The sequence below is a fragment of the Bartonella sp. WD16.2 genome (genome assembly GCF_002022505.1).
Lineage (GTDB): Bacteria > Pseudomonadota > Alphaproteobacteria > Rhizobiales > Rhizobiaceae > Bartonella.
In genome coordinates, this window is the sequence record NZ_CP019781.1 from 721,095 (window position 1) to 743,327 (window position 22,233).

The 22,233-nt window shown below is 34.7% G+C and carries 15 protein-coding genes, 1 tRNA gene and 5 pseudogenes; 10 read left to right on the plus strand and 11 right to left on the minus strand.

Translation table 11 applies throughout. The annotated features are described in order from the left end of the window. Nucleotides 1-225: 225 nt before the first annotated feature. The 8 genes and pseudogenes from BWD162_RS02940 (at nt 226) to BWD162_RS02975 (ending at nt 7,769) form a co-directional block, all read left to right on the plus strand. Nucleotides 226-301: transfer RNA gene (locus BWD162_RS02940), tRNA-Lys, on the plus strand. 375 nt (nt 302-676) lie between these two features. Then, nucleotides 677-1,540 (plus strand): septal ring lytic transglycosylase RlpA family protein, encoded by an 864-nt coding sequence (locus BWD162_RS02945; RefSeq protein WP_078705370.1) that lies wholly within the window; start codon nt 677-679, stop codon nt 1,538-1,540. A 648-nt stretch (nt 1,541-2,188) separates the two neighbouring features. Next, nucleotides 2,189-2,833: a dTMP kinase gene (gene tmk / locus BWD162_RS02950; protein ID WP_078705371.1), complete on the plus strand. Its 645-nt coding sequence runs from the start codon at nt 2,189-2,191 to the stop codon at nt 2,831-2,833. Beyond that, nucleotides 2,830-3,884: pseudogene (locus BWD162_RS02955) on the plus strand (DNA polymerase III subunit delta'). Before tmk ends, BWD162_RS02955 begins: the two are co-directional and overlap by 4 nt. 60 nt (nt 3,885-3,944) lie before the next feature. After that, complete coding sequence (metG, locus tag BWD162_RS02960) at nt 3,945-5,504, plus strand: methionine--tRNA ligase (RefSeq protein ID WP_078705372.1); 1,560 nt, start codon at nt 3,945-3,947, stop codon at nt 5,502-5,504. Further along, complete coding sequence (locus tag BWD162_RS02965) at nt 5,494-6,267, plus strand: TatD family hydrolase (protein ID WP_078706126.1); 774 nt, start codon at nt 5,494-5,496, stop codon at nt 6,265-6,267. Before metG ends, BWD162_RS02965 begins: the two co-directional genes overlap by 11 nt. Nucleotides 6,268-6,272: 5 nt before the next feature. Continuing rightward, nucleotides 6,273-7,085: an MBL fold metallo-hydrolase gene (locus BWD162_RS02970; protein ID WP_078705373.1), complete on the plus strand. Its 813-nt coding sequence runs from the start codon at nt 6,273-6,275 to the stop codon at nt 7,083-7,085. Nucleotides 7,086-7,403: 318 nt separating this feature from the next. Further along, nucleotides 7,404-7,769, plus strand: a complete 366-nt coding sequence (locus BWD162_RS02975) for a response regulator (RefSeq protein WP_078705374.1) — start codon at nt 7,404-7,406, stop codon at nt 7,767-7,769. Between the two features lie 147 nt (nt 7,770-7,916). On the opposite strand, the gene rpsI is transcribed toward BWD162_RS02975, so the two are convergent. Both rpsI and rplM read right to left on the minus strand, forming a co-directional pair. Continuing rightward, nucleotides 7,917-8,414 carry a 30S ribosomal protein S9 gene (gene rpsI / locus BWD162_RS02980; protein ID WP_078705375.1) on the minus strand — a complete coding sequence of 166 codons (498 nt, stop codon included), beginning with the start codon at nt 8,412-8,414 and terminating at the stop codon, nt 7,917-7,919. A 3-nt stretch (nt 8,415-8,417) separates the two neighbouring features. Continuing rightward, nucleotides 8,418-8,882, minus strand: a complete 465-nt coding sequence (gene rplM, locus BWD162_RS02985) for a 50S ribosomal protein L13 (RefSeq protein WP_078705376.1) — start codon at nt 8,880-8,882, stop codon at nt 8,418-8,420. A gap of 297 nt (nt 8,883-9,179) precedes the next feature. Here rplM and recJ point away from each other — a divergent pair. Beyond that, nucleotides 9,180-10,963 (plus strand): annotated as a pseudogene (gene recJ, locus BWD162_RS02990) (single-stranded-DNA-specific exonuclease RecJ). 15 nt (nt 10,964-10,978) lie between these two features. Here recJ and parE read toward each other — a convergent pair. The 4 genes and pseudogenes from parE to BWD162_RS03010 form a co-directional block, all read right to left on the minus strand. Then, nucleotides 10,979-13,057: a DNA topoisomerase IV subunit B gene (gene parE / locus BWD162_RS02995; protein ID WP_078705377.1), complete on the minus strand. Its 2,079-nt coding sequence runs from the start codon at nt 13,055-13,057 to the stop codon at nt 10,979-10,981. A 94-nt stretch (nt 13,058-13,151) separates the two neighbouring features. After that, a complete protein-coding gene (lipB, locus tag BWD162_RS03000) occupies nt 13,152-13,889 on the minus strand; it encodes a lipoyl(octanoyl) transferase LipB (protein ID WP_078705378.1) in 738 nt (245 codons plus the stop codon). Nucleotides 13,890-14,525: 636 nt separating this feature from the next. Continuing rightward, a pseudogene (locus BWD162_RS07880) lies at nt 14,526-15,044 on the minus strand (TPM domain-containing protein). A gap of 165 nt (nt 15,045-15,209) precedes the next feature. Next, nucleotides 15,210-15,713, minus strand: a pseudogene (locus BWD162_RS03010) (LemA family protein). A 1,298-nt stretch (nt 15,714-17,011) separates the two neighbouring features. Here BWD162_RS03010 and BWD162_RS03015 point away from each other — a divergent pair. Beyond that, entirely contained in the window at nt 17,012-18,265 is a 1,254-nt protein-coding gene (locus tag BWD162_RS03015; protein ID WP_078705379.1) for an outer membrane protein, read from the plus strand. A gap of 299 nt (nt 18,266-18,564) precedes the next feature. Here BWD162_RS03015 and BWD162_RS03020 read toward each other — a convergent pair. From BWD162_RS03020 to BWD162_RS03040, 5 genes and pseudogenes are all read right to left on the minus strand, one after another. Beyond that, nucleotides 18,565-19,610: pseudogene (locus tag BWD162_RS03020) on the minus strand (tyrosine-type recombinase/integrase). A gap of 9 nt (nt 19,611-19,619) precedes the next feature. After that, the gene (locus BWD162_RS03025) at nt 19,620-19,832 is read right to left on the minus strand and encodes a hypothetical protein (RefSeq protein ID WP_078704975.1); all 213 of its coding nucleotides are present in this window, start codon (nt 19,830-19,832) and stop codon (nt 19,620-19,622) included. A gap of 118 nt (nt 19,833-19,950) precedes the next feature. Continuing rightward, nucleotides 19,951-20,571, minus strand: a complete 621-nt coding sequence (locus tag BWD162_RS03030) for a lambda exonuclease family protein (protein ID WP_078704976.1) — start codon at nt 20,569-20,571, stop codon at nt 19,951-19,953. Between the two features lies 1 nt (nt 20,572). Continuing rightward, on the minus strand, nt 20,573-21,358 hold the full coding sequence (bet, locus tag BWD162_RS03035; protein WP_078705380.1) for a phage recombination protein Bet: 786 nt from the start codon (nt 21,356-21,358) through the stop codon (nt 20,573-20,575). A gap of 82 nt (nt 21,359-21,440) precedes the next feature. Further along, on the minus strand, nt 21,441-22,154 hold the full coding sequence (locus BWD162_RS03040) for a phage antirepressor KilAC domain-containing protein (protein ID WP_442855929.1): 714 nt from the start codon (nt 22,152-22,154) through the stop codon (nt 21,441-21,443). Nucleotides 22,155-22,233: the final 79 nt, after the last annotated feature.

Consider the following 22,233-nt stretch of genomic DNA (forward strand, 5'->3'; position numbering starts at 1 on the left):
GTATTTCCTGCCCATATTAATGGGTGTAAAGAATGCAATATGCTATTGTATATTATTCTACTTATATTCAAAAAGAATGCATAAAATAATGAGAAAGTTGAGTGCAATGAATAGTATTTTGGTAAACAAGGTAAAAAATAATATTTTTTCATAAAAGGTGTTGACCAAATGAAAAGTCGACCGTATGTTCCCATTTCATTTTCCACAAACAAAATAATTGTGTGGGAGCGCGTAGCTCAGTTGGTAGAGCAACTGACTTTTAATCAGTAGGTCCAGGGTTCGAATCCCTGCGCGCTCACCATAGATAATGTTTTAAAATTCCCCGTAAATTGGTGAAAAATTATTTAGACTATTTATAAATTATACTTATCTTCTATTATTCATATAAAATAAGCCCGATTTAATTCACAACTTATATTATGATGTTTTATTTCTGATTTTATATTTATAATCTATTGATTTTGTTTAACTTTAATACACATTAGGTAGTATATTATTTTCACAAATTGTAACAAATATTCTTTTATGTTACGTTACTATCTTGATGAGAGATTGATTTTTAGAATACCATGAATCTTAAGAATATAACCATTCATTGGGTATAAATTTCTGATTATACGCAAAGAATGCAATTTGATATTTACAGTAAAAGCTAAGAAGGGAATGCAGGGTGATAATGCTTTTAAATAGTAAAAAAAAATTAATCTTCGTTGTTAAAGTGATCTTTCAATTTGTGCCTATAATTGCTGTTGCTGGTTTATTAACAGCTTGTGCGAACCAAACAACACAATTTACAGGGAAAAGTCTCAATAATAAGACACCTGTGATAAAGGCGGCAAAGGCTGTTAATGTACCTGAAAAGGTTTTAAATGCACAGCAGAAATCAAAAAATAAAGGTGGTAGACCTGTTGTTGGTAAACCTTATCAAATAAAAGGGAAATGGTATTATCCAGAAAACGATCCAACTTATAAACGTGTTGGTCAAGCATCATGGTATGGTTCAGATTTTCATGGGCGTTTAACTGCAAATGGTGAAATCTATGATATGAATCTTTTAACTGCTGCCCATCCTACAATGCCTTTGCCCAGTTATGCTCGCGTTACAAACTTGGAAAATGGCTCTTCTATTATTGTTAGGGTAAATGACCGTGGTCCTTTTATAAAAGATAGAATTATTGATTTATCCAAACAAGCTGCGACAATTCTTGGTTATGTCGATAAAGGGGTGACAAATGTTAAAGTAGAGTATGTCGATAAAGCGCCTGTAAATGATTATGATAGTGCTTATTTAATGGCCTCTTATACATCTAGAGATTATAATTCATCTATGATGCTAGCATTAGCGAATACTCTAGAAGACAAGAAAGATACTATTAATACAGGTCACCAAAAACAACTAATGAAGGCCACGATGAATCCAAAACAACCAATTAGGACTTTTTTGATAAAATTACCAGATATTGGTCCTGTTTTGATTGATAAACCTACATTACTAGATCAAATAGCTTTTGCTGATAAATTTAATGAAGAAAATCCATGATAAACCGATTGTAATTGTTTTATTAAGGGAAAACACTGTGTTTTTTGCAATACGCATTTAAGAAGTGGCAAATAATCCAGGAAAACTCTGGATTAATATAAATGTCTTCATAAAAACAAAGTTGAGTTAATATATTTACAGCAAGCCAATAGCTGAATGAGATGTTATAGGTAAATTCTATATAACAAGGAAAAATGTATAATATGAAACATTAATAATATAATGTATTTTATAAATTTATTTTAATAATTATAAAGAAACATGAAAATTTTTTATAATTTGTAAATATATTCCTTGTAAAAAATGAATAACCTCTTTTTCCTTATACAATCTGCTTTTTGTGCTGTTTTTTAAACAAAGAGGAATCAATTGCATATAACATTAAAGTTTTTTCCTTATTTTAGAAATTAACGTTTAATAGATAAAAAGCATAAAATTTCAAATCTCTACACCACAATCGCTATTATTGATGGTGCATGATAATATGCTTTGCAAAACAGAGTAATATTTACTTTTTTCCTATTTTTATTAGCAAAATTAATGACAATTGAAGTAATATTTTATTTGTTTTTAAAATGCGCTTTATAAAGTAACAATTGGATGCTTGCAAAAATAATATAGGCCAGAGTGAAGAATTAAGGTTCATACGTGTCAGGGTATTTTATTACATTTGAAGGAGGGGAAGGAGCGGGCAAAACGACTCAAATTTCTTTGCTTGCACAATATCTTCGTAGCAAAAACCATGACGTTGTTATAACTCGAGAACCTGGAGGTACAGCGGGTGCTGAGGCAATGCGCTATATTTTATTATCAGGTAATACAGAACAATATGGTGCATTCATTGAAGCAGTTTTATTTACAGCAGCACGTGTTGACCATGTTACTGAAGTTATTTTACCTTCTTTGCAAGCAGGAAAAATTGTTTTATGTGATCGTTTTATTGATTCTATGCGTGTTTATCAGGGGCTTAATAATAAGGTAAATTCTCACCTTCTTTCTGTTTTAGAACGTATCGGTCTGGGTACAGTTATGCCTAATTTGACATTTTTGTTAGATATACCAGCAACGTTTGGTATGGAGCGCACAGATTTACGGAGAAAAGAAATTGGAAAGATCGATTATTTCGAAAAAGATCAATTAAATATTCAAGAGCAAAGACGGGAAGCTTTTCTCCAGTTGGCTAAAAATGAACCCTTTAGATTTCGTGTAATTGATGCAACTTGTGCAGTGGAAACAATAGCGTCACAAATAAAAGATATCTGTTATCAGTTAATATTAGGTCATGTGCCATGAGTGATATCAATTTTTTGCGTCAATATGACGACATCGAAGGGATTTTATCACCATCACAAAATAACATCATCATTGGTCATAAGGAAGTTCGCCACTTTTTGGCGCAAATACGTAAAGAAGGGTGTGTACATCATGCATTATTATTTGAAGGAGAGCGGGGGATTGGTAAAGCAACATTAGCATTTCACTTTGCTTGGAATATTTTAAGTAATCAAGAAAGTGGTTTTTTGCAGCCAGAACATGATTCAGTTGTATGGCATCAGATAATGCAGGGCAGTTACCCTGGTCTTATACATATTTCTCGCCATTTTGATTTAAAAACACAAAAGTTCAAAACAAGCATATCAATTGATGATATCCGCGACGTCATACATTTTTTAAACCAAACATCGCAAGATGGTGGATGGCGTATCATCATCATCGATTCTGCAGATGATATGAGTAGAAGTGCTGCTAATGCAATTCTCAAAATGCTTGAAGAGCCTCCCGTAAAGGCTTTATTTATTATTATTACACATTGTTCAGGAAAATTACTTCCAACAATTCGCTCACGCTGTCAACAGATCTCTCTACGACCATTGTGTGATGATGAAATAAAACAAGTCATTTCACATATTCTTTCTGATCAGGGTGATATCGATAAAGAAACCATGAAAATGGTTATTCAAAAATCCCAAGGAAACCCTCGGAAAGCGCTCTTACTTGCGTGTTATGGTGGACTTGAAATTGTTCAAACCATTGATAGTTTTTTAGAACAATCAGTTTGTAATTTAGCTCTTGTACACAATCTTGCTCAGACACTTTCTTCATCGGATTCGGATGTCAAATTTCAACAATTTTGTGATGAAATTCTTGATAAGATTCAAAAAAAGCTATTATTTCAGCTGAAAAGGGGACTCTCGCTCTTTCGAAAGAATATGCACAAACATGGCAAGAGATTTATCAGGAAATAGCGGAACTGCAATCATTTAATCTTGATAAAAAGCAATTTGTTATCAATCTGCTTTTAAAAGTTCATAAGATCATTCACGAAGCTAAGCTTTTTCCGTGACAATGTAATTAATAGGCGTTATGTCATTGTATCCTTTTTTATGTTTCAACTGGGTATAACATGCGTGACACATATTATATAACAACTCCAATTTTTTATCCTAATGGTGCTCCGCATATTGGGCATGCTTATAATGCAATTGTGAGTGATTCTTTAGCCCGTTTTCAACGATTGGACGGTAAAGACGTATTTTTTCTATCTGGTACGGATGAGCATGGTCTCAAAATGCAACAGGCAGCAGAAGCATTAAACATGACACCTCAGCAACTTGCAGACCGTAATAGTGCTATTTTTCAAAAAATGCTTACAGCGTTAAATTGCTCTAATGATGATTTTATTCGCACAACAGAAGAAAGACATCATCAAACCTGTCAAGCAATTTGGAAAAAAATGGAAGATAATGGAGATATTTATCTTGATCGTTATGCTGGTTGGTATTCGGTTCGTCAAGAATCTTATTATGAAGAAAAGGATACCCAAATTGGGGAAGATGGAATCCGTCGAGAAAAAGAACTAGGATCTCCAGTTGAGTGGAATGAAGAAGAAAGTTATTTTTTTAAGCTTTCCCGTTATGAAAAAGCTCTTCTTGAGCATTATGAAAAATATCCTGATCTCATTGCTCCCAATGAACGGCGTAATGAGATTATAAGTTTTATCAAATCAGGGTTGAAAGATATTTCCATTTCACGGACAAATTTTAATTGGGGGGTTGGTGTCCCAAATAACTCAAAGCATGTAATGTATGTTTGGGTTGATGCACTTACAAATTATCTTACAGCAATTGATTTTTTCAATGAAACATCAAAAAAACGTCATTTTTGGTCTGCAAGTACTCATATTATTGGCAAAGATATTATTCGTTTCCACGCAATCTATTGGCCAGCGTTTTTGATGTCAGCTGGGATTAAATTACCTAAACGTATTTTTGCACATGGTTTTTTGTTAAATCGCGGTGCAAAAATGTCAAAATCTGTTGGAAATGTAGTTGATCCTTTTGAAATAATCGACCGTTATGGTCTTGATCAAGTCCGTTATTTTTTTCTTCGTGAAGTACCATTCGGGCAAGATGGTAGTTATAATCACGAAAGTTTTGTAAATCGTATCAATGCAGATCTTGTTAATGATCTTGGCAATTTAGCACAACGCTCTTTGTCTATGATACAAAAAAATTGTGACGCAAAAATTCCTGTGCCAACTGAATTTTTAGCTCAAGATGAACAACTTTTAGAACAATCTCTTCAGATAATTGAGGTTGCACGCCAAGCTATGTTACGCCAGGCACCACATTTAGCGCTCTCAGCCATTTTTTCAGTTGTGGCAAATGCTAACCGTTATTTTGCTAGTGAAGAGCCTTGGAGTTTATGTAAAAGTAATCCAGAAAGATTTTTTACAGTTCTTTATGTAACTTTGGAAGTTTTGCGACGGATAGGTATTATACTTTTGCCTTTTATTCCTCAATCAGCTGCCAAACTTCTTGATAGTCTTGCGATTGCTAAGGAAGATCGCTTATTATGTCATATAAGCGATTCAAAAATTAAAGAAGGTGAAAATCTCCCATTACCGGTACCAATTTTTCCCCGTTATGTCTTTAAGAAAGCTGATGTAAATGATGTTGATTGATACGCACTGTCATCTTGATTTTGAAGATTTTGCTCAGAATTTGGATGGTGTTATTCAACGTGCTTTAGCTGTTGATGTTGGACGTATGATAACAATCTCAACACATGTTCATAAGTTAGATAAACTTTTAGCAATCACACAAGCTTATGATCAGGTTTTTTGTTCTGTTGGTACTCACCCCAATCATGTGTGTGAAGAACAGAATATTAAAGCTGAAGATCTTATTCATTTATCAAAACATCCTAAAATTGTTGCGTTTGGCGAATCTGGGCTTGATTATTATTATAATTATACTTCACCACAAGAGCAAAAGAAGAGTTTTCAGGAACATATCATTGCTTCTCGGGAAACGCAGCTACCTCTTGTAATTCATTCACGTAATGCGGATGCTGATATGGAACAAATATTGCGTGAACAAATGAAAGAAGGGGAATTTCCATTTATTTTTCATTGTTATTCGTCTGGCATGCAGCTTGCTCGTGCTGGCATTGAACTTGGTGGTTATATATCTTTTTCAGGTATTCTCACTTTTAAAAATGCACTTGAAATTCGTGAAATAGCAAAAATCATACCTTATGAACGTTTGTTAATTGAAACAGACTCACCATTTTTAGCGCCTGTGCCTCACCGTGGACAAACAAATGAGCCGTCTTTTGTGCGTCATACAGCGGTTATTTTAGCTGAAACTATTAGTTTAAATATTGAAGAAATTGCTCAGATAACAACACAAAATGCTTTTCGTTTATTTAGAAAAATGAAATAAAAAGAATGTTTGATTGTTACCGATTTACGATATTGGGTTGTGGTTCATCTCCTGGAGTGCCACGTCCCAATGGTTATTGGGGAGCTTGTGATCCAAATAATCCGAAAAATAAACGCTATAGAACTTCCCTGTTAGTTGAACGAATTGATAAATCGGGAAAAAAAACAACAGTTGTTATTGATACAGGTCCAGATTTTCGATCACAAATGATTAAGTCGCATGTTAATCATCTTGATGCTGTTATCTATACACATCCTCATGCAGATCATGTTCATGGTATTGATGATTTACGTAGTTATGCGCTTGCACAAAAATGTTTAATAGATATTTATGCAAATGCATTTACGTTAAAGTATCTTAACGAGTCTTTTGGCTATTGTTTTCAAACACCGAAGGGTTCCAGTTATTCTCCTATTTTAAAGGCACATCTTATAAATGAAAACAGTGAATTTATAATTCAAGGGCAGGGTGGAGCAATTACTTTTAAAACACATTTACAATTTCATGGTGGCATTAACTCTTTGGGTTTTCGTATTGGCAATGTTGCTTACTGTACAGATGTAAATCAATTTCCTACAGAAGCATTACAAAACCTTATGGATTTAGATGTTTTAATTATTGACTCTCTTCAGTTTAAACCTCATCCAAGTCATTTTTCGGTTGATCAAGCATTGCATTGGATAAAGTATTTAAAACCTAAACGAGCTATATTGACTCATATGGATAATTCGCTTGATTATAATGATGTTTTAAACTACGTCCCACCAAACGTTGAGCCTGCTTATCAAGGTCTTACCTTTGAAACAAATGTACTCTAGAATATATAAAATTATTGAATTTTTGTACAATAAAGTTATGCAACAGAAAACAATTTGAATTTTAATGTTAATTGAAAGCAAAGTAAATTATACAAATATATAGGCTTTATCTAACAATCAGAGTGTATATTATATATTCTTTATAAGAAGATTTTTTACAAAATTAAATATTAGTGTGTTTCTTGTAAAAGGTGGATCTAATGTAGTTTTCTTATTGCTATGGTTCTGTAAAAGAAAGATTTGTGTAGAAAAATTAGAAAAAGAAAATATGCATTTAATTTATATTTTCTATTTTTATAGAAGGGTAAATTTATATTAATGTTAAAGAAAGTCATGATTGTAGAAGATAACGAACTCAATATGAAGTTATTCCGTGATCTGGTAGAGGTAAGTGGTTACGAAACCGTTGAAACACGTAATGGCCTTATTGCATTAGATTTAGCTCGCTCGACAATGCCCTCTCTTATTATTATGGATATTCAGTTGCCTGAAGTTTCAGGGATTGATGTTATTAAACAATTAAAAGAGGATGAAAAACTTAAATCTATTCCTATTGTCGCTGTAACAGCTTTTGCTATGAAGGGGGATGAAGAACGCATTCGTGCCAGTGGATGTGAAGAATATATGTCAAAACCTATTTCTGTTCCGCATTTTATTACAATGCTGAAATCTTTTTTAAACTGAAGTTATTATTCAGTTTTCTTTTTTTATGGTAATAGGAAGATAAATTGAAAAGTATAACTTTATAAAATAGTTTTTTAAGTATACTGTTAAAAATAAAAAACCCCACTAAAAGATGGGATTTTCATTCATACATACAAAAACTGAAAATTAACGCTTTGAGAATTGGAAAGAGCGACGTGCTTTTGCTTTACCATATTTTTTACGTTCAACAACACGACTATCTCGTGTAAGAAAACCACCTTTTTTTAAGATAGTACGAAGTTCTGGTTCATAATAAGTTAAAGCTTTAGAAATTCCATGACGTACTGCACCTGCTTGGCCGGAAAGACCACCACCAGCAACAGTTGCAACAATGTCAAATTGGGTATCTCTGTTGGTTATAACAATCGGCTGACGAAGAATCATTCTAAGAACAGGACGGGCAAAATATTTATCAAACTCTTTATTATTAATAGTAATTTTTCCAGAGCCTGGCTTGACCCATACACGAGCAACAGCACCTTTACGTTTTCCTGTTGCATAAGCACGCTTTTGTGAATCAAGTTTTTGCACGTGAATAGGAGCAGCAACACTTTCATTTTTATTATTAACTTCTATAGTCGATATTGTTGCACCAAGCTCAGAAAGAGAATTAATTTCAGCCATAATTTAAGCAATCCTTTTATTTTTGCGGTTTAGAGCACCGATATCAAGAGCTTCGGGCTGTTGCGCTGCATGCGGATGTTGACTACCGGCATAAACACGTAAATTTTTCATTTGACGACGACCAAGTGGACCACGGGGAATCATGCGCTCTACTGCTTTTTCAACAATTCGTTCAGGAAAACGACCTTCAAGAATTTGACGAGCTGTACGTTCTTTAATGCCACCGATATAGCCAGTGTGCCAATAATATTTTTTATCAGTATATTTTCTGCCCGTAAGAGCTACTTTCTCTGCGTTGATAACAATGACATTATCACCATCATCAACATGGGGGGTAAAAGTAGTTTTATGTTTGCCACGTAAGCGATTGGCAACGAGCGTGGCAAGACGACCTAAAACAAGGTTTTCTGCGTTAATAATAACCCATTTCTTTACCACTTCAGTTGGCTTTTGTGAAAAAGTTGCCATAGAAGTATCCTTTATTAAAGCCCTTAATATGAAAACACTTTTTATTATTTTACATTGTGAATGATTGCCACAACCAAACTACATCTCAATATATATTATTTGTCTGATATAATGTCTTACGATTTGCGTCAAGAAAAATAAAAGCTAAAAAGTAACGCAATTACAAATAAGAGTATTATAATGCTCTTAAGTGTAACAGTCTACTCATATCATGAGACAAAATATAACGCTATATAAAATATTTCATCTTTTAAGTGTTAATTGTATTTTTGCTACTTTCGTTGTACATAAAGGATAATGCAGTTACCTTATTATTGTCTCAATGTTAAATCTTCTGCTTGTGATCAGGCTTGGGTAGATCCTCTTGATATTCAAGGGATCAATAATGCTCGTGCTATTTCTCAAAAATTTGGTTTTCCAGATCAGTTGGCTCGGGTTCTTGCTGCAAGAAACGTTGATGAATCTGAAGCTGTTTCTTTTATTAATCCCACACTACGCAATCTGCTACCTAATCCAGAAAGTTTTACGGATATGCAATATGCAGCAGAGCGCTTGGTTAAAGCTATTATGGACCGAGAGAAAATAGCTGTTTTCGGTGATTATGATGTTGATGGAGCTTGTTCATCAGCGCTTTTAGCACGTTTTTTACGCTATTTTGGTATAACAGTTAAAATCTATATTCCTGATCGTATTATTGAGGGCTATGGTCCAAATGAACAGGCAATGAAGATGTTGGCACAGGAAGGGGCAAGTTTAATTATTACTGTTGATTGTGGTGCAAACAGTCCAGATGCAATAAAGGCAGCTAGACTTGCAGGTGCTGATGTTGTGGTTTTAGATCATCACCAAATGTCAGACGTTCATCAGGAGGCTGTTGCTCTTGTTAATCCTAATCGTCCTGATGATTTTTCTGAACAAGGGCATTTATGTGCTGCTGGCATCGTATTTGTTACATTAGTATGGGTAAATCGTTTACTGCGGAAGCAAAAATGGGTAGAGACTGTTCCTGATCTTTTGAGTATGCTTGATCTTGTTGCATTAGCTACCGTATGCGATGTGGTTCCATTGCGAGGTGTTAATCGCGCTTTTGTGGTTAAAGGGCTTCAAGTAGCGCGTTCTATGCACAATGCTGGGATAGCTGCTTTAGCAAAGGCTGCACGTATAGGTGAGCCAATTAATAGTTTTCATTTAGGTTTTTTATTAGGGCCTAGAATTAATGCAGGAGGGCGCATTGGGGACCAAGCTTTGGGAGCGCGATTGCTTAGTTGTAATGATAGAGATGAAGCTGATAAAGTTGCAGAACAATTAAGTCAGCTTAATCAGGAACGTCAAGAGATGGAAGCTATTCAATTAGCTCAAGCAGAGGCTTATATTGATTCTGTTCATCACGATAAAGAAATGTCGTCATCACTTGTAGTTGCTTGCCAAGAATGGCATCCAGGAATTGTTGGTATCCTTGCCTCCCGTTTAAAAGAACGTTTTTTTTGTCCTGTTTTTGTAATTGCTTTGAAAGAAGATGGTAGAGGTACAGGATCAGGGCGTTCAATTAGTGGTGTAGATTTGGGAGCACTTGTTCATGAAGCTGTCGCATTAAACTTATTAGAAAAAGGGGGGGACATAGTATGGCAGCTGGGATTACAATTCAATCTACGAAAGTTAAAGCTTTTCAAGAATGGTTAGAAGAAAAAGTTTCTGTGGTAGTTTCGCAATTACGTGCTAAAAAGTCTCTCAGTATAGATGGCTTTCTTTCTGCTTCTGGTGCTAATAAAGATCTTTTTGATATGATTGAAAAAGCAGGTCCTTTTGGTTCAGAAAATGCTACACCTGTTTTTGTTCTTCCTTCTCATCGGTTGGTTAGTGTATGTGAGGTTGGGAAAGGGCATTTGCGCCTCTTTGTTTCTGATCTTGAAGGCAAAAAACTCCAAGGAATAGCTTTTCATGCAGTGGGAACATCTCTTGGCAATTTTCTTTCTGAAAATGTTGGTGAAACAATTCATGTAGCGGGTAATCTTAGTTTAAATTACTGGAATGGGACAATCAATCCGCAATTACGTGTTATTGATGCAGCAGCAGTGGTTTGATAAACATTTTTTCCATTAGATATCAAGATTATATGCAAAAGTTGAATTTTCTTGTATGAATCGAAACCGTGCTTCTGGTTTTGACCCCATTAAACTTTCCACTGTATCTTTAGTTTTTTGCATTTCAAGTGCATTGATAGAAATGCGCAAAAGTGTGCGTTTTTGAGGATGCATAGTTGTTTCTTTAAGCTGTTCAGCACGCATTTCTCCAAGGCCTTTAAAACGTCCGATCTCGATTTTAGCTTTTCCAGTAAATTCAGTTTTTAGCAGTTCATCTTTATGGGCGTCATTGCGCGCATAAGCGACTTTTCCCCCTTGTGATATTCTGTAAAGAGGAGGTACAGCAAGATATAAGTGTCCCCCACGGATGAGATCGGGCATTTCTTGAAAGAAAAAGGTTATTAAAAGTGAAGCAATATGTGCACCATCAACATCTGCGTCAGTCATAATAATAACACGCTCATATCTAAGATCATCTTCACGATATTTAGAACGTGTTCCACATCCAAGAACGAGAATAAGATCACTAATTGTTTGGCTTGTAACCATCTTCTCACGTGCAGCACTGGCTACGTTTAAAATTTTTCCCCGAAGAGGTAAAATTGCTTGGTTTGCTCTATTGCGTGCTTGTTTGGCAGAACCACCGGCCGAATCTCCTTCAACAATAAATAATTCAGCGCCCGCAGCAGAATTTTGACTGCAATCTGCTAATTTACCAGGCAGACGTAATTTACGTACAGCTGTTTTTCGATTTATTTCTCTATCCTGACGTCGTTTTACACGTTCTTCAGCTCGTTCAATAACCCAATCAAGAAGCTTTGTCGCTTCTTGTGGAGAATTAGCAAGCCAATGGTCAAAAGGATCACGTATTGCATTTTCAACAATACGTTGTGCTTCAATTGTAGCCAATCGATCTTTAGTTTGCCCAACAAATTCAGGTTCTCTAATAAAAACTGAAAGCACTGCGACGGTTGATACCATAACATCATCAGAAGTAATAATAGCGGCGCGCTTGTTTCCTATTAATTCAGCATATGCTTTTAATCCACGTAAAAGAGCTTGCCGCAACCCTATTTCATGGGTTCCACCTTCTCGCGTAGGAATAGTATTGCAGTAGGATTGTACACCAGCATCGCTGCTATGCCAAGCTACCGCCCACTCAACTGAGCCATGATTGGCACGTTGTTTCGTTTTACCAGAAAAAATTTCAGCTGTTATACAATATTTACTATTCAACGATGATGATAAATAGTCTTTAAGCCCATCTGGAAAATGAAAAGTAGCTTTTTCAGGAATATTGTTGATGCCTTCAAGTACTACAGGGTCACAACTCCAGCGAATTTTAACTCCACTGAAAAGATAGGCTTTAGAACGTGCCATTTTGTAAATTTTTTCAGGTTCAAAAGCTATTTTTTCGCCAAAAATTTTACTATCAGGATGAAAACGAACTCGTGTACCGCGACGGTTGTAGACATCACCTAAATCTTCTAATCCAGATTGAGGAATACCGCGTGAGAAACGCTGACGGTAAAGTTTTCGTTCCCGTGCTACTTCAACTTCCATATCGTCAGAAAGAGCGTTGACAACAGAGATACCTACTCCATGTAAACCACCAGAAGTTTGATAAGCTTTCCCATCAAATTTTCCTCCTGAGTGAAGTTGTGTCATAATGACTTCAAGAGTAGATTTATTTGGCATTTGAGGATGGTTTTCAATAGGAATTCCACGTCCATTATCTGTAACCGTTAGATAACCGTCTTTATCCAATGATACATCAATTAAATCAGCGTAACCAGCAACAGCTTCATCCATTGCATTATCAATGATTTCAGAAAATAAATGATGAAGCGCTTTGCTATCTGTTCCACCAATATACATTCCAGGTCGCAAACGCACAGGCTCCAAACCTTCAAGTACTCGGATAGATGACGCATTATAGTCATTCATTTCGGTATTATCTTTAGAGGTAGATACAGGCACTTTTAAAGGTATTGCTTTTGAATTTGCTGGAGTTTTCTGACTGTTTGCTTTCGTTTCCATACGAAGCTGAGCTTTATTTAAAATACTAAAAAGATCTTTATTATTATCGCTCATAGCATTCAATTATCTATCTAAATTTTAAGTTATTAAAATAAACGTTTAATCAAAATAGGCTTTATGCCCGTTTCTTGTTTAAAAATCAACGTACTTAAGAAACATCAATTGTCGGACCAAAAATTTGTTCAAATGCTTGTTTTAGAGCAATATCAACATCATGTATTGTTACATGTAAACCTAGATCAATTAAGCTGGTTACACCATAATCTGCAATTCCGCACGGAACAATTCCTGAGTAGTGGTCTAAGTTAGGATCAACGTTAATAGCAATTCCATGAAAACTTACCCACTTACGTACACGGATACCAATAGCAGCGATTTTATCTTCACAAGAAGTACCTTTTATTGTTTCTGGACGATCTGGTCGTGTAACCCAAACACCAATCCTATCTTCACGGCGTTCGCCTTTAATATTAAATTGTGCAAGCGTTTGAATAATCCATTGCTCTAATGCACTAATAAAAGCGCGTATGTCTTGTTTTCGGCGTTTCAGATCAAGCATAATATAGGCAATACGCTGTCCTGGGCCATGATATGTAAATTCACCGCCACGGCCAGCTTCATAAACGGGAAATAAATTAGGTGCTAGAAGATCCTTTTTGTTGGCACTTGTACCAGCTGTGTACAGGGGAGGGTGTTCAAGAAGCCAAACTTGTTCATGTGCGGTTTTTTCAAAAATGTTTTCTACATGTTCTTGCATATAACGGAGTGCTTCCGGATATTCGACTAAACCATCACTTATTTTCCATTCAATTGGTGAAGTGGAAGAAGTTATTTTAAAATCATATAACAAATGATCACGATCAGTACGTTTTAATTTAAATGTCATCGGAAATATTTATAATAAGGGTTATATTTTATTTTGTTATGAGCAACGGTAAATTATGCAGCAAGAACTATGGGCTTGTTCATTAAAATCAAAATAGAAAATGAATGATATCAATATTTTTTATGAAAACATTTAAATATTTCTATCATTTTAGTTGAGTAGAAAACCAGTTAGTTAAATTATAATTAAATAACCTGAAATTTGATATAAAACCAGCAAGTACCTCATTAATTGAATGATGAGTATATAGTGTCATTGAATTTTAATAATTAGCTAAAAAACTTTTTCAAAAAATTTATACCATTAATTACCGTTGTGCTTAAAAGATGAATACGTATTAAGATATCGTTTTAGACGTAATATTGAAGCATAATTTAAAAAGATTTTATTCCATCTGGGCAGATCAGGTATAAGTTAGTAATATAAGGTATTTTGTGACAAATACCAATGAGCATTTTACCATCTTCTTGATGCTCCTCCATCACCTTTTAATCCACTACCACCTGAATTATCTTCCCAATCTTCCATCAGAGTGTTTTTGCCTAGTATTTATATCAGTAAACCAAAGTATGAAACCAATACTCATCCAACGATATTTTCGTGGACCTACTTTTTTACCAAAAATCATTGTAAGAATTAGCAAACCAACCGATAAAAAAAGATTAAAAGGAAAATAGTATTTGCTATCATTTTTTCTTTTTCAGCTCGTTTACTTTGCATTTCAACAATTTTAGCTTCTGCTTTGATTCTAGACATGACATCAGAACTATTTCCTGTAATAACATCGGTAATTGTGTTAACTGCTTCAACGATTCTTTTTTGATATTTTCCTTCACGAAAATTGGGAAAAATAAAACTGTTAATAATAACCGCAGAAATCGCATCTGTTAGCTCTTTGTCCAAACCATAGCTCATTTCAACGTGCTTTTCGTTTGTTTGGTGCAACAACAAGTAATACACCGTTATTTATATTTTTTTCCCAAAACTCAATGTGCGAAAAAGAAAATTGCTATAAGTTTCGATATCGATTCCCGAAAGAATAGGGATAGTCACAATGACAATTTGGTCACCTGTTTTGTTTTCTAATGCAGACAGCTCTTCTGTCAGACTTTTTATCGTTGTAGTATCAAACAAAATGAACGACATCATTAACATAACCTGTTAAAAGGGGAGATTGGGTTTGTGAATAAGCAATATTATTCGATGTAACTACAAAAAATAGAAAGCTTATAAAAGACCATAAAGATAAAGAAGCATTATGTTGAATAAGTTGAATAAAATATTGAAATGATACCATTAATTGAAATTAACCTTCGGTATTTATTGGTGGATATTAGTATCAATAGTGAATATTTGTATAGACTTAGGATCAACATAACCAGAGTTTTGCCCAAATCATTGTTGGTATTGTTTTTAGTGCAGTATTGTATACATGTACTGCCTCAATATAATCACGACGAGCAACAGAGATATGATTTTCAGTTTCTTCTAATTGTAACTGAAGAGCGAGAAAATTTTGATTTGCTTTAAGATCAGGATAGTTTTCAACAATAACCATAAAGTGTGAAAGTACGCTTGATAAATTAGCTTAACTATTGAGGTATTGTTGCATAATTTGTGGGTTATTCAATATATCAATCAGCATCAATAGTTATTTGCATTGTTTTTACACACGCTTCAATAACCCCAATAAGAACAGCTTGCTCATAGGATGCATAAGCTTTGACAGTTTCTACGAGATTAAGAATGAAATCTGTACTGCATTTGATATTGATTGAGAGTATTTAACGTTGCATATGCTTTTTCTTGATTTGTTGGTATTATATTAACTTAAAAATGCTAACATAATGGCAATTGAAAATTATCTTAACATTTTTGCATAGGATAAAAGTAAATACATTTAGTATACTCTAGCACAAAAATATCTCCAAAACTATTTTGCAGACTATATTTCACTTAGGAAAGATTTCACAAATAATCAATTTATATTTTATTAAATAATCTATTTGAGTCTCATTACGCACTTCAATCAGTTGAAGCAGCTAATGCATAATATAGTTTTTACACTTGTTACTTCACAGATTTATGTAGCAGCATTCAATTCTGGTTATGTTGATTCAGTTAAAAATGAAGAATTTCGTATAAAACATATTTGTATTATTATGTATTAATTGTTGTGATAGTATATAATAAGAAATTATTGATACGAGTTTGTATAAAAAAGATAGTATAAAAGCTTCATTATAGTAAAAATTGATATATATATATATATATATGAAATGATTTTGTAATTATTTGCTTTAAAACGAAATACTATAATACATTTTTTAATTTCTAATTTATTTGGTCTATGGGATTGATTAAAAAATGAAGTAATCTTCAATTTATTGATTTAAAATGACACATTATTTGAAAAGCTTAGAAATTTACTATCATATTTGAGATTTATTGTTATATAAAAAAATTTAAGAAGAGAGGATTATTGCAAATTAAATGAATATTTTTGTAGGATTTATAAAAAATATTTTTTCTAGCATATCAAGATTAAATGTGTGCACTTGATTATTTTAGAAGCTTATTTTCAAAAGGAAGTTTTGATATCAAGAAGGAGAGATAGAAGGAAGGTGTTTTCGTAATTAGCTTAATATCATTCTATGCTTTCTGAAATATTGAAAAATATTAGAGCAAAAGTAGAAATACTATACTACAATGATATAAATTACATAATTTTTGATCGAGAATTCTATTGATATTTCTCTTAATGGGAAAAATTATACTTGTAATATTAACTTTTAACAAATGGAGAATCTAGCATTGAGTATAGATTCTTTTTTGAAGCTGGAAAGTTGTTCGCAAGTAATGATCCGATTCGGATAGATTATAGCAGAAATTACGATTTAGTTTTTGGTATAGACATTGTTTTATTTCTTAACATTTTTAGCAGCCGTAAAAAGTTTCCTTCATTTGCAAGTCACTGACTTATAAGCAAACTTCATTACTTAAAATTTTATAGAATTTATTTTTATGATTGTGTCATTTTTATTATAGCTCTTTTTGAAAAGATTATGTAATGGAGATAATGTATCATTATGTGGTTCTCAACATTGTCTTCGGAGTAATTCATGAGCACAAAACGTTTAATTAGCACATCTATTATCACTCTTTTTACAGCTTCTATGGCACAAGCAGCAGACATTATGGTGCCTCGAGAGTCAAGGCCTGTTACTCAAATGTCCAAGCAGGTTTCATCACCTGCTGAAATGAGTCCGAGTCCTGATATTCCACCAGTCATTTCTGCACCTACTTTCTCTTGGGATGGTTTTTATCTTGGAGGACAGATTGGTGGCTTTTCAGGTAAAACGGATATTAGCCTATATGTTAAAAAAAGCCCTGGTATGAGAGAATGGACACCTGTTGAGAAAGATACATTGCCTCAACTCTCTGGTGTCATGGGAGGTCTTTATGCAGGAGCTAATGTTGATTTAGGAAATAGCCTTATTCTAGGTGTTGATACGGATATAGTTTGGTCTAATAAAGAGGATACAAAAGTTGTTGCTAAAAGAAAATTTGAAGAAATAGATGAAATAGAAGAAATAGATGAGGTGGAAGAAGTAGAAGCACGAGAAGAAAAGGCAAGGCGTGAATTATATGAACGTGCACGTGTGCAACCAAAGCAACCTGAGAGTTTTCAAAGAACTTACACATCTAATGCAAGCAGTACAAGCCATGTAAACGTACCTTTAGAACGGAAGAGAAGGAATGTTATAACTAGAGATGGATATACTACTGGTATGCAGAGAGAGATGCAACAGTATCAACAACAGAGTTCTATATCTCAAGTTCAAAATTTTGAAGATTCAGAAAGAGTGCAGGTACCTAGTTTACAAAAACAACAGCAAAGATTAGAAGCCAGACCTTCAGTTTTATCAGAACATTCACGAGGTAGGCCAGTTTCGTCTGCAAGGCATGCAAGGGAAGCGGGACAATTAAGTGAGATAGCGGAAATTGGTGATGAAATTTATAGCAACACTTTAAAACAAAAATGGTCTGGTGCTACACGAGTACGTATAGGCTTTGCAGTTGATCGTATTATGCCTTATATTGCTGGCGGTGTCGCTTATGCGCAGCTTCAAAATATCTTTTCACGATCACTTGAAATAGGGGAACGAGAAATAAGTTCTTTTAGCTTATCAGATACAAAAATGATGGTGGGTTACACCCTCGGTGGTGGTGTTGATTTTGCAATGGCTGATAATGTTATTTTACGTGCGGAATATCGTTATTCAGATTTTGGTAAACAGAAATTTGCTAAGGACAAGTTAGAACTTGACTACCAAACCAATGATTTTCGGGTTGGTGTTGCTTATAAGTTCTAATTTATTGTACGACTCAAATCACTTAAAAAGCTCTATCACAGGATAGGGCTTTTATTTTTACTGATGCTATGCATTTCCTTACCAGAGAAGGGAATTTACAGTTCTATTTGTACAAAAGAAGGGTGGAAAGTTTAGAATTTTGTCTTTAAACTTATAAAATAATGATAGAAATAAAAAAACATAAGAAAGTAAAAATGTATGGTGGGCAATGAGATCGCCTTATAATACAATAAAATCAGTATGTTATGTAAAAAATAAGGGAATCTAAGACTCTTGATTTTATTGAGTTTTTTTGTGCTCTATCCCTTATTTTTTTGGAGCTTTTCGATTGATTCGAGAGCCAATCTTTTGCGATCAGCAGTCTTTGTGTAGAGAGATGCCATTTGATCATCAGTCCATCCAAAAATTGCTTTAAGTTGTGTGCGACCGTAGCCCCTGCATTGGCAGCTCTTGTTGCAGCTAATTTTCTTAAACCATGTGCTGATTTTTTTATTCCCGCTGCATTGCAAGCATCTCTAAACAGGTTCCCAAAGGTTTCTTTGGTTAGTTTCTTGCCTCCTTTCCCACAAATAAAAGTTTCATCACCAATAGGACCCATTTCAAGAGTTTTTGCTAATTCGGGTAGAATGGGAAGAAACACATCTGTTTGAAATTTGCTTTTTTCTGTCTTTAAATGAATGACATTATCCGTGACATCCTTCCATCCGATGCGTACAACATCTCCCCTTCGTAAGCCTGTGTAAAGAAGAACATCAATCCATACCCGTTCATGCGTTCCGAGAGGCCATTGTTGATAATATTTGTCGATGTCCTCTTCTATCCAAGCAGGGAATCCATCCTTGTTTTTGAGAAATGGTGTTTTAACCCCTAAAGCAGGATTATTTTCTAAAAGTCCTTGTTCAACTGCCCATTTAAAAAGGCCATTAACTGCTTTGAGAAAATTCCGAGCAGTTGCGGGTGTTTCCTTACGTCGTTCAACACCAGCTGTAATATGCGACTTTTTAATTGCTTTGTATGGAATATCTCCTATGGCATCTGACACTTTCATCAGAATGAGTTCTTTTTGTCTTTTCGTAGCATGAGCTAGGTTATGCCAAGTGACGCTGTCAAAATATTGTTTCAGGAGCCATATGAAACTACCTTCAACGAGTTTACCAGGTTTAGATTTAGGAAGCTTGTATCCTTGTAACTCAGAAAGAGCATCTTTATAGTCGTCAACAAATTCTTGTGTACCATAGGTTCCACGCACTCTACGCCTTTGACCATGGCCAATACGCACGTACCATACAATTTTACCATAGCGCGTAATTTCTTTGACAAGGTGGGGAGGCCGTGGTTTAGGCATAGCGTGACCTTACATACCAATATCAAAGTCATAATCACCCTTTGAGAGATCTAATAATCTGTCTGGATGAGTAGCAGTATTTGGTATGGTGATGTCAGGTTTGAGATAAATTAAGAGTTCACCGGTTGGTTTGATTTCCATTAACTCACAACCTTGCTTTTTAGCTTCTCTTAAAGCTCTTGCAATAGCGGACTGTGTTACGGCAGCGTGGCGACGAGCCATGTTAAATTTCCTTAAGTTTGATTGCACTTCACCTGTGGTGTGAAGCACGCGTGTGTTGAAAGTGATTGAAAAATGGGTGGGGGCGCTTAGGGGAGGGAGAACAGCGCCCCCTATGGGTTTAAGCAGCGTTTGTCAAGAATTGCATATCTTGTTCTACTTCTGCTAAAAATGCTTCAACAGCTTTATTGATGAGCTCAATCTGTTCATCATCGCGTGGAATGCGTAGAGCCCTGATACACAAATGAGGTGATTTATCTATAAACCAAGGATGATAGCTAACAAAATCACACCATTTTCGCCCTGTACAAGCCATTTGAAACTGCATTTGTAAGATATATTCAGGCTTGATTTTACCGTCTCGCAAAAAACGAACATGGGTTATTTCTTGAGGGCATTTAACTTCTATGAGGCCATCATCTCCAATGAGACCATCAGGACTAGCGCCTGCCATTTCAATTGTCGGGTGAGGAATAAACCCACATCGTGTGACGGTAGTATCGTAAAGAAAGCTATATTCTTCAATTGCACTGTCTTCATGTTCATTACCCCATCGCATGGCAGGCGTTTCATAAGATGATACTGTTTTACCAGTTAAACGTTCTGTAATGAGCTTGATTTTGTACTCTTCATATTTACTTGTTGGTAAGCCTTTAGCTGTTTTATCGACGATGCTGTTAATGTTTGAAGCTGTGACTTTACCTAAACGGGCTTGAAACCATTCTGCTGTTCTTTGTTGCATATCACACTCCCATTGAAGCTTGTTGAATTGGTGTGTTTGGTAAAGGTAAAGCTTGTTGTGCTTCATTCATTTGTAAGTGTTGTTTTGCTTCCAAACGCTTTAAAATAATTTGCCCTGTCTCATGAGACATTTCTGCGAGATTTGTGACCTTTGCGTAAGAGAGTACTTTTTCCTCTTCTGTTTTTGTTTGTTCCATTAACTCTTTGATTTGCGCAAGTGATTCATCAGATATTCTCTCGTTTTGGGGATTATCATTAACTTCACTGAGGTAAATAGCTTCATTGATACGTTCAGCTTCGTCTTTATCGTAGATACCAGATAAACCGAATGCATAACGAGCACACTGTATAAGTGCTTTATGACGCAGCATACGAGCAGGACATTGATTCCAAGGTTCTGTATTTCGCTTACATTCTTTGAGATATTCTGTGATTTTAAAGGGGTATTTCTTGTCTTTCAAATATATAGCGCATGTAACAGAAAACAGATTGCCTTCATTATCAAAGTTTTCTTGGAGTTCCACTCCATCAAGATTATCATGTGAATGTATGACTTTGAGCCACCCATCAACAGAGACAACCGATATAATACCGCCGCCTCTTTTAGGGATGGCATATATTTCTTTGTTTAGAGGGTCTAATCCATATTTTTTGGCAAGATAAACAAAGACCAAAAACTCAGCATTAGAAATATCACAACTGATACATGTTTTGAAAATTGCTTCACGAAATTCTCGTTCTGAGAAATCATATTGTTGCGCCATTTTTTCTACGAGAGAAGATGTCATTGTTATTTTCCTTAATTTTGAGTGCACTTCACCTGTGGCGTGAAGCACGCGTGTGTTTAAAAGGGTGTGTTTTGATTGATTTTTAGATGTATTGAGAAAAAAACGTTGTTGCTGTCATTCTTTTAAAATCAGCAACTTTGGCATTAGTAAAGCCGCTCATCTCTTCTTGAGTGTGGATTTGTTTGCAGAGTATCATACTCAGGCGTTTTAATCCTTTTGATGTAATTTTTGCACTAGGAATGGTTCTTTCTCGTCCACTGATTGTTTGAATGGTTTCGGGTATATAAGCCATCAGTCCTTCATTAATTTTACTATAATAAGGCACCAAACTTTTATCAGTACGACGATAAATCCAACGACGATTAATCAAATAGTTCGCTAAATCTTCAGGACACATGTCTAACATTTTTGCTACATCACTTATACTAAGCAAATCATCAGAACGTTCTAAAGATTCAAGTTTTTCTGTCTTTGGAGTTAATTGAGCAATGATACAATCCTTACGTTCACTTTCATTTTTTAAGTGCGTAAAAACACCTAAGATGACCTGAGGATTAGAGTAGTCAATTTGAGAAGAGTTCATTTGTTTTGCTTTTCGTTCACACTCAATGAAATATTGACGAGCTTGCTTACCTTTCTCATTACGTTCAATCATAGCAAGTTCTTTTGCCATGTCTAAGGTGAGGTAGTATTCTGTACTTGGACGAGCGTTTTGTTTGGATTTTACTAAAATTTTAGTAAAACTCACAAAGTCTTTATTTTCTAGGAAACCGTACTCTTTAATACGATTAGCTATCTAATCGTTAAAATTGAAGTTAACTTCCAAGAACGTATACAACTCACGTGCATTGACTGTTTGTACAGTTTCTTGATTA

What these genes read in the sequence shown, in the direction of transcription:
- metG (WP_078705372.1), top strand. Translation starts at nt 3,945, where the DNA reads ATGCGTGACACATATTATATAACAACTCCAATTTTTTATCCTAATGGT.
- BWD162_RS03030 (WP_078704976.1), bottom strand. Translation starts at nt 20,571, where the DNA reads ATGCAACAAAGAACAGCAGAATGGTTTCAAGCCCGTTTAGGTAAAGTC.
- bet (WP_078705380.1), bottom strand. Translation starts at nt 21,358, where the DNA reads ATGACATCTTCTCTCGTAGAAAAAATGGCGCAACAATATGATTTCTCA.
- BWD162_RS02970 (WP_078705373.1), top strand. Translation starts at nt 6,273, where the DNA reads ATGTTTGATTGTTACCGATTTACGATATTGGGTTGTGGTTCATCTCCT.
- rplM (WP_078705376.1), bottom strand. Translation starts at nt 8,882, where the DNA reads ATGGCAACTTTTTCACAAAAGCCAACTGAAGTGGTAAAGAAATGGGTT.
- BWD162_RS02965 (WP_078706126.1), top strand. Translation starts at nt 5,494, where the DNA reads ATGTTGATTGATACGCACTGTCATCTTGATTTTGAAGATTTTGCTCAG.
- parE (WP_078705377.1), bottom strand. Translation starts at nt 13,057, where the DNA reads ATGAGCGATAATAATAAAGATCTTTTTAGTATTTTAAATAAAGCTCAG.
- BWD162_RS02945 (WP_078705370.1), top strand. Translation starts at nt 677, where the DNA reads ATGCTTTTAAATAGTAAAAAAAAATTAATCTTCGTTGTTAAAGTGATC.
- BWD162_RS02975 (WP_078705374.1), top strand. Translation starts at nt 7,404, where the DNA reads ATGTTAAAGAAAGTCATGATTGTAGAAGATAACGAACTCAATATGAAG.
- lipB (WP_078705378.1), bottom strand. Translation starts at nt 13,889, where the DNA reads ATGACATTTAAATTAAAACGTACTGATCGTGATCATTTGTTATATGAT.
- rpsI (WP_078705375.1), bottom strand. Translation starts at nt 8,414, where the DNA reads ATGGCTGAAATTAATTCTCTTTCTGAGCTTGGTGCAACAATATCGACT.
- BWD162_RS03015 (WP_078705379.1), top strand. Translation starts at nt 17,012, where the DNA reads ATGAGCACAAAACGTTTAATTAGCACATCTATTATCACTCTTTTTACA.
- BWD162_RS03025 (WP_078704975.1), bottom strand. Translation starts at nt 19,832, where the DNA reads ATGGCTCGTCGCCACGCTGCCGTAACACAGTCCGCTATTGCAAGAGCT.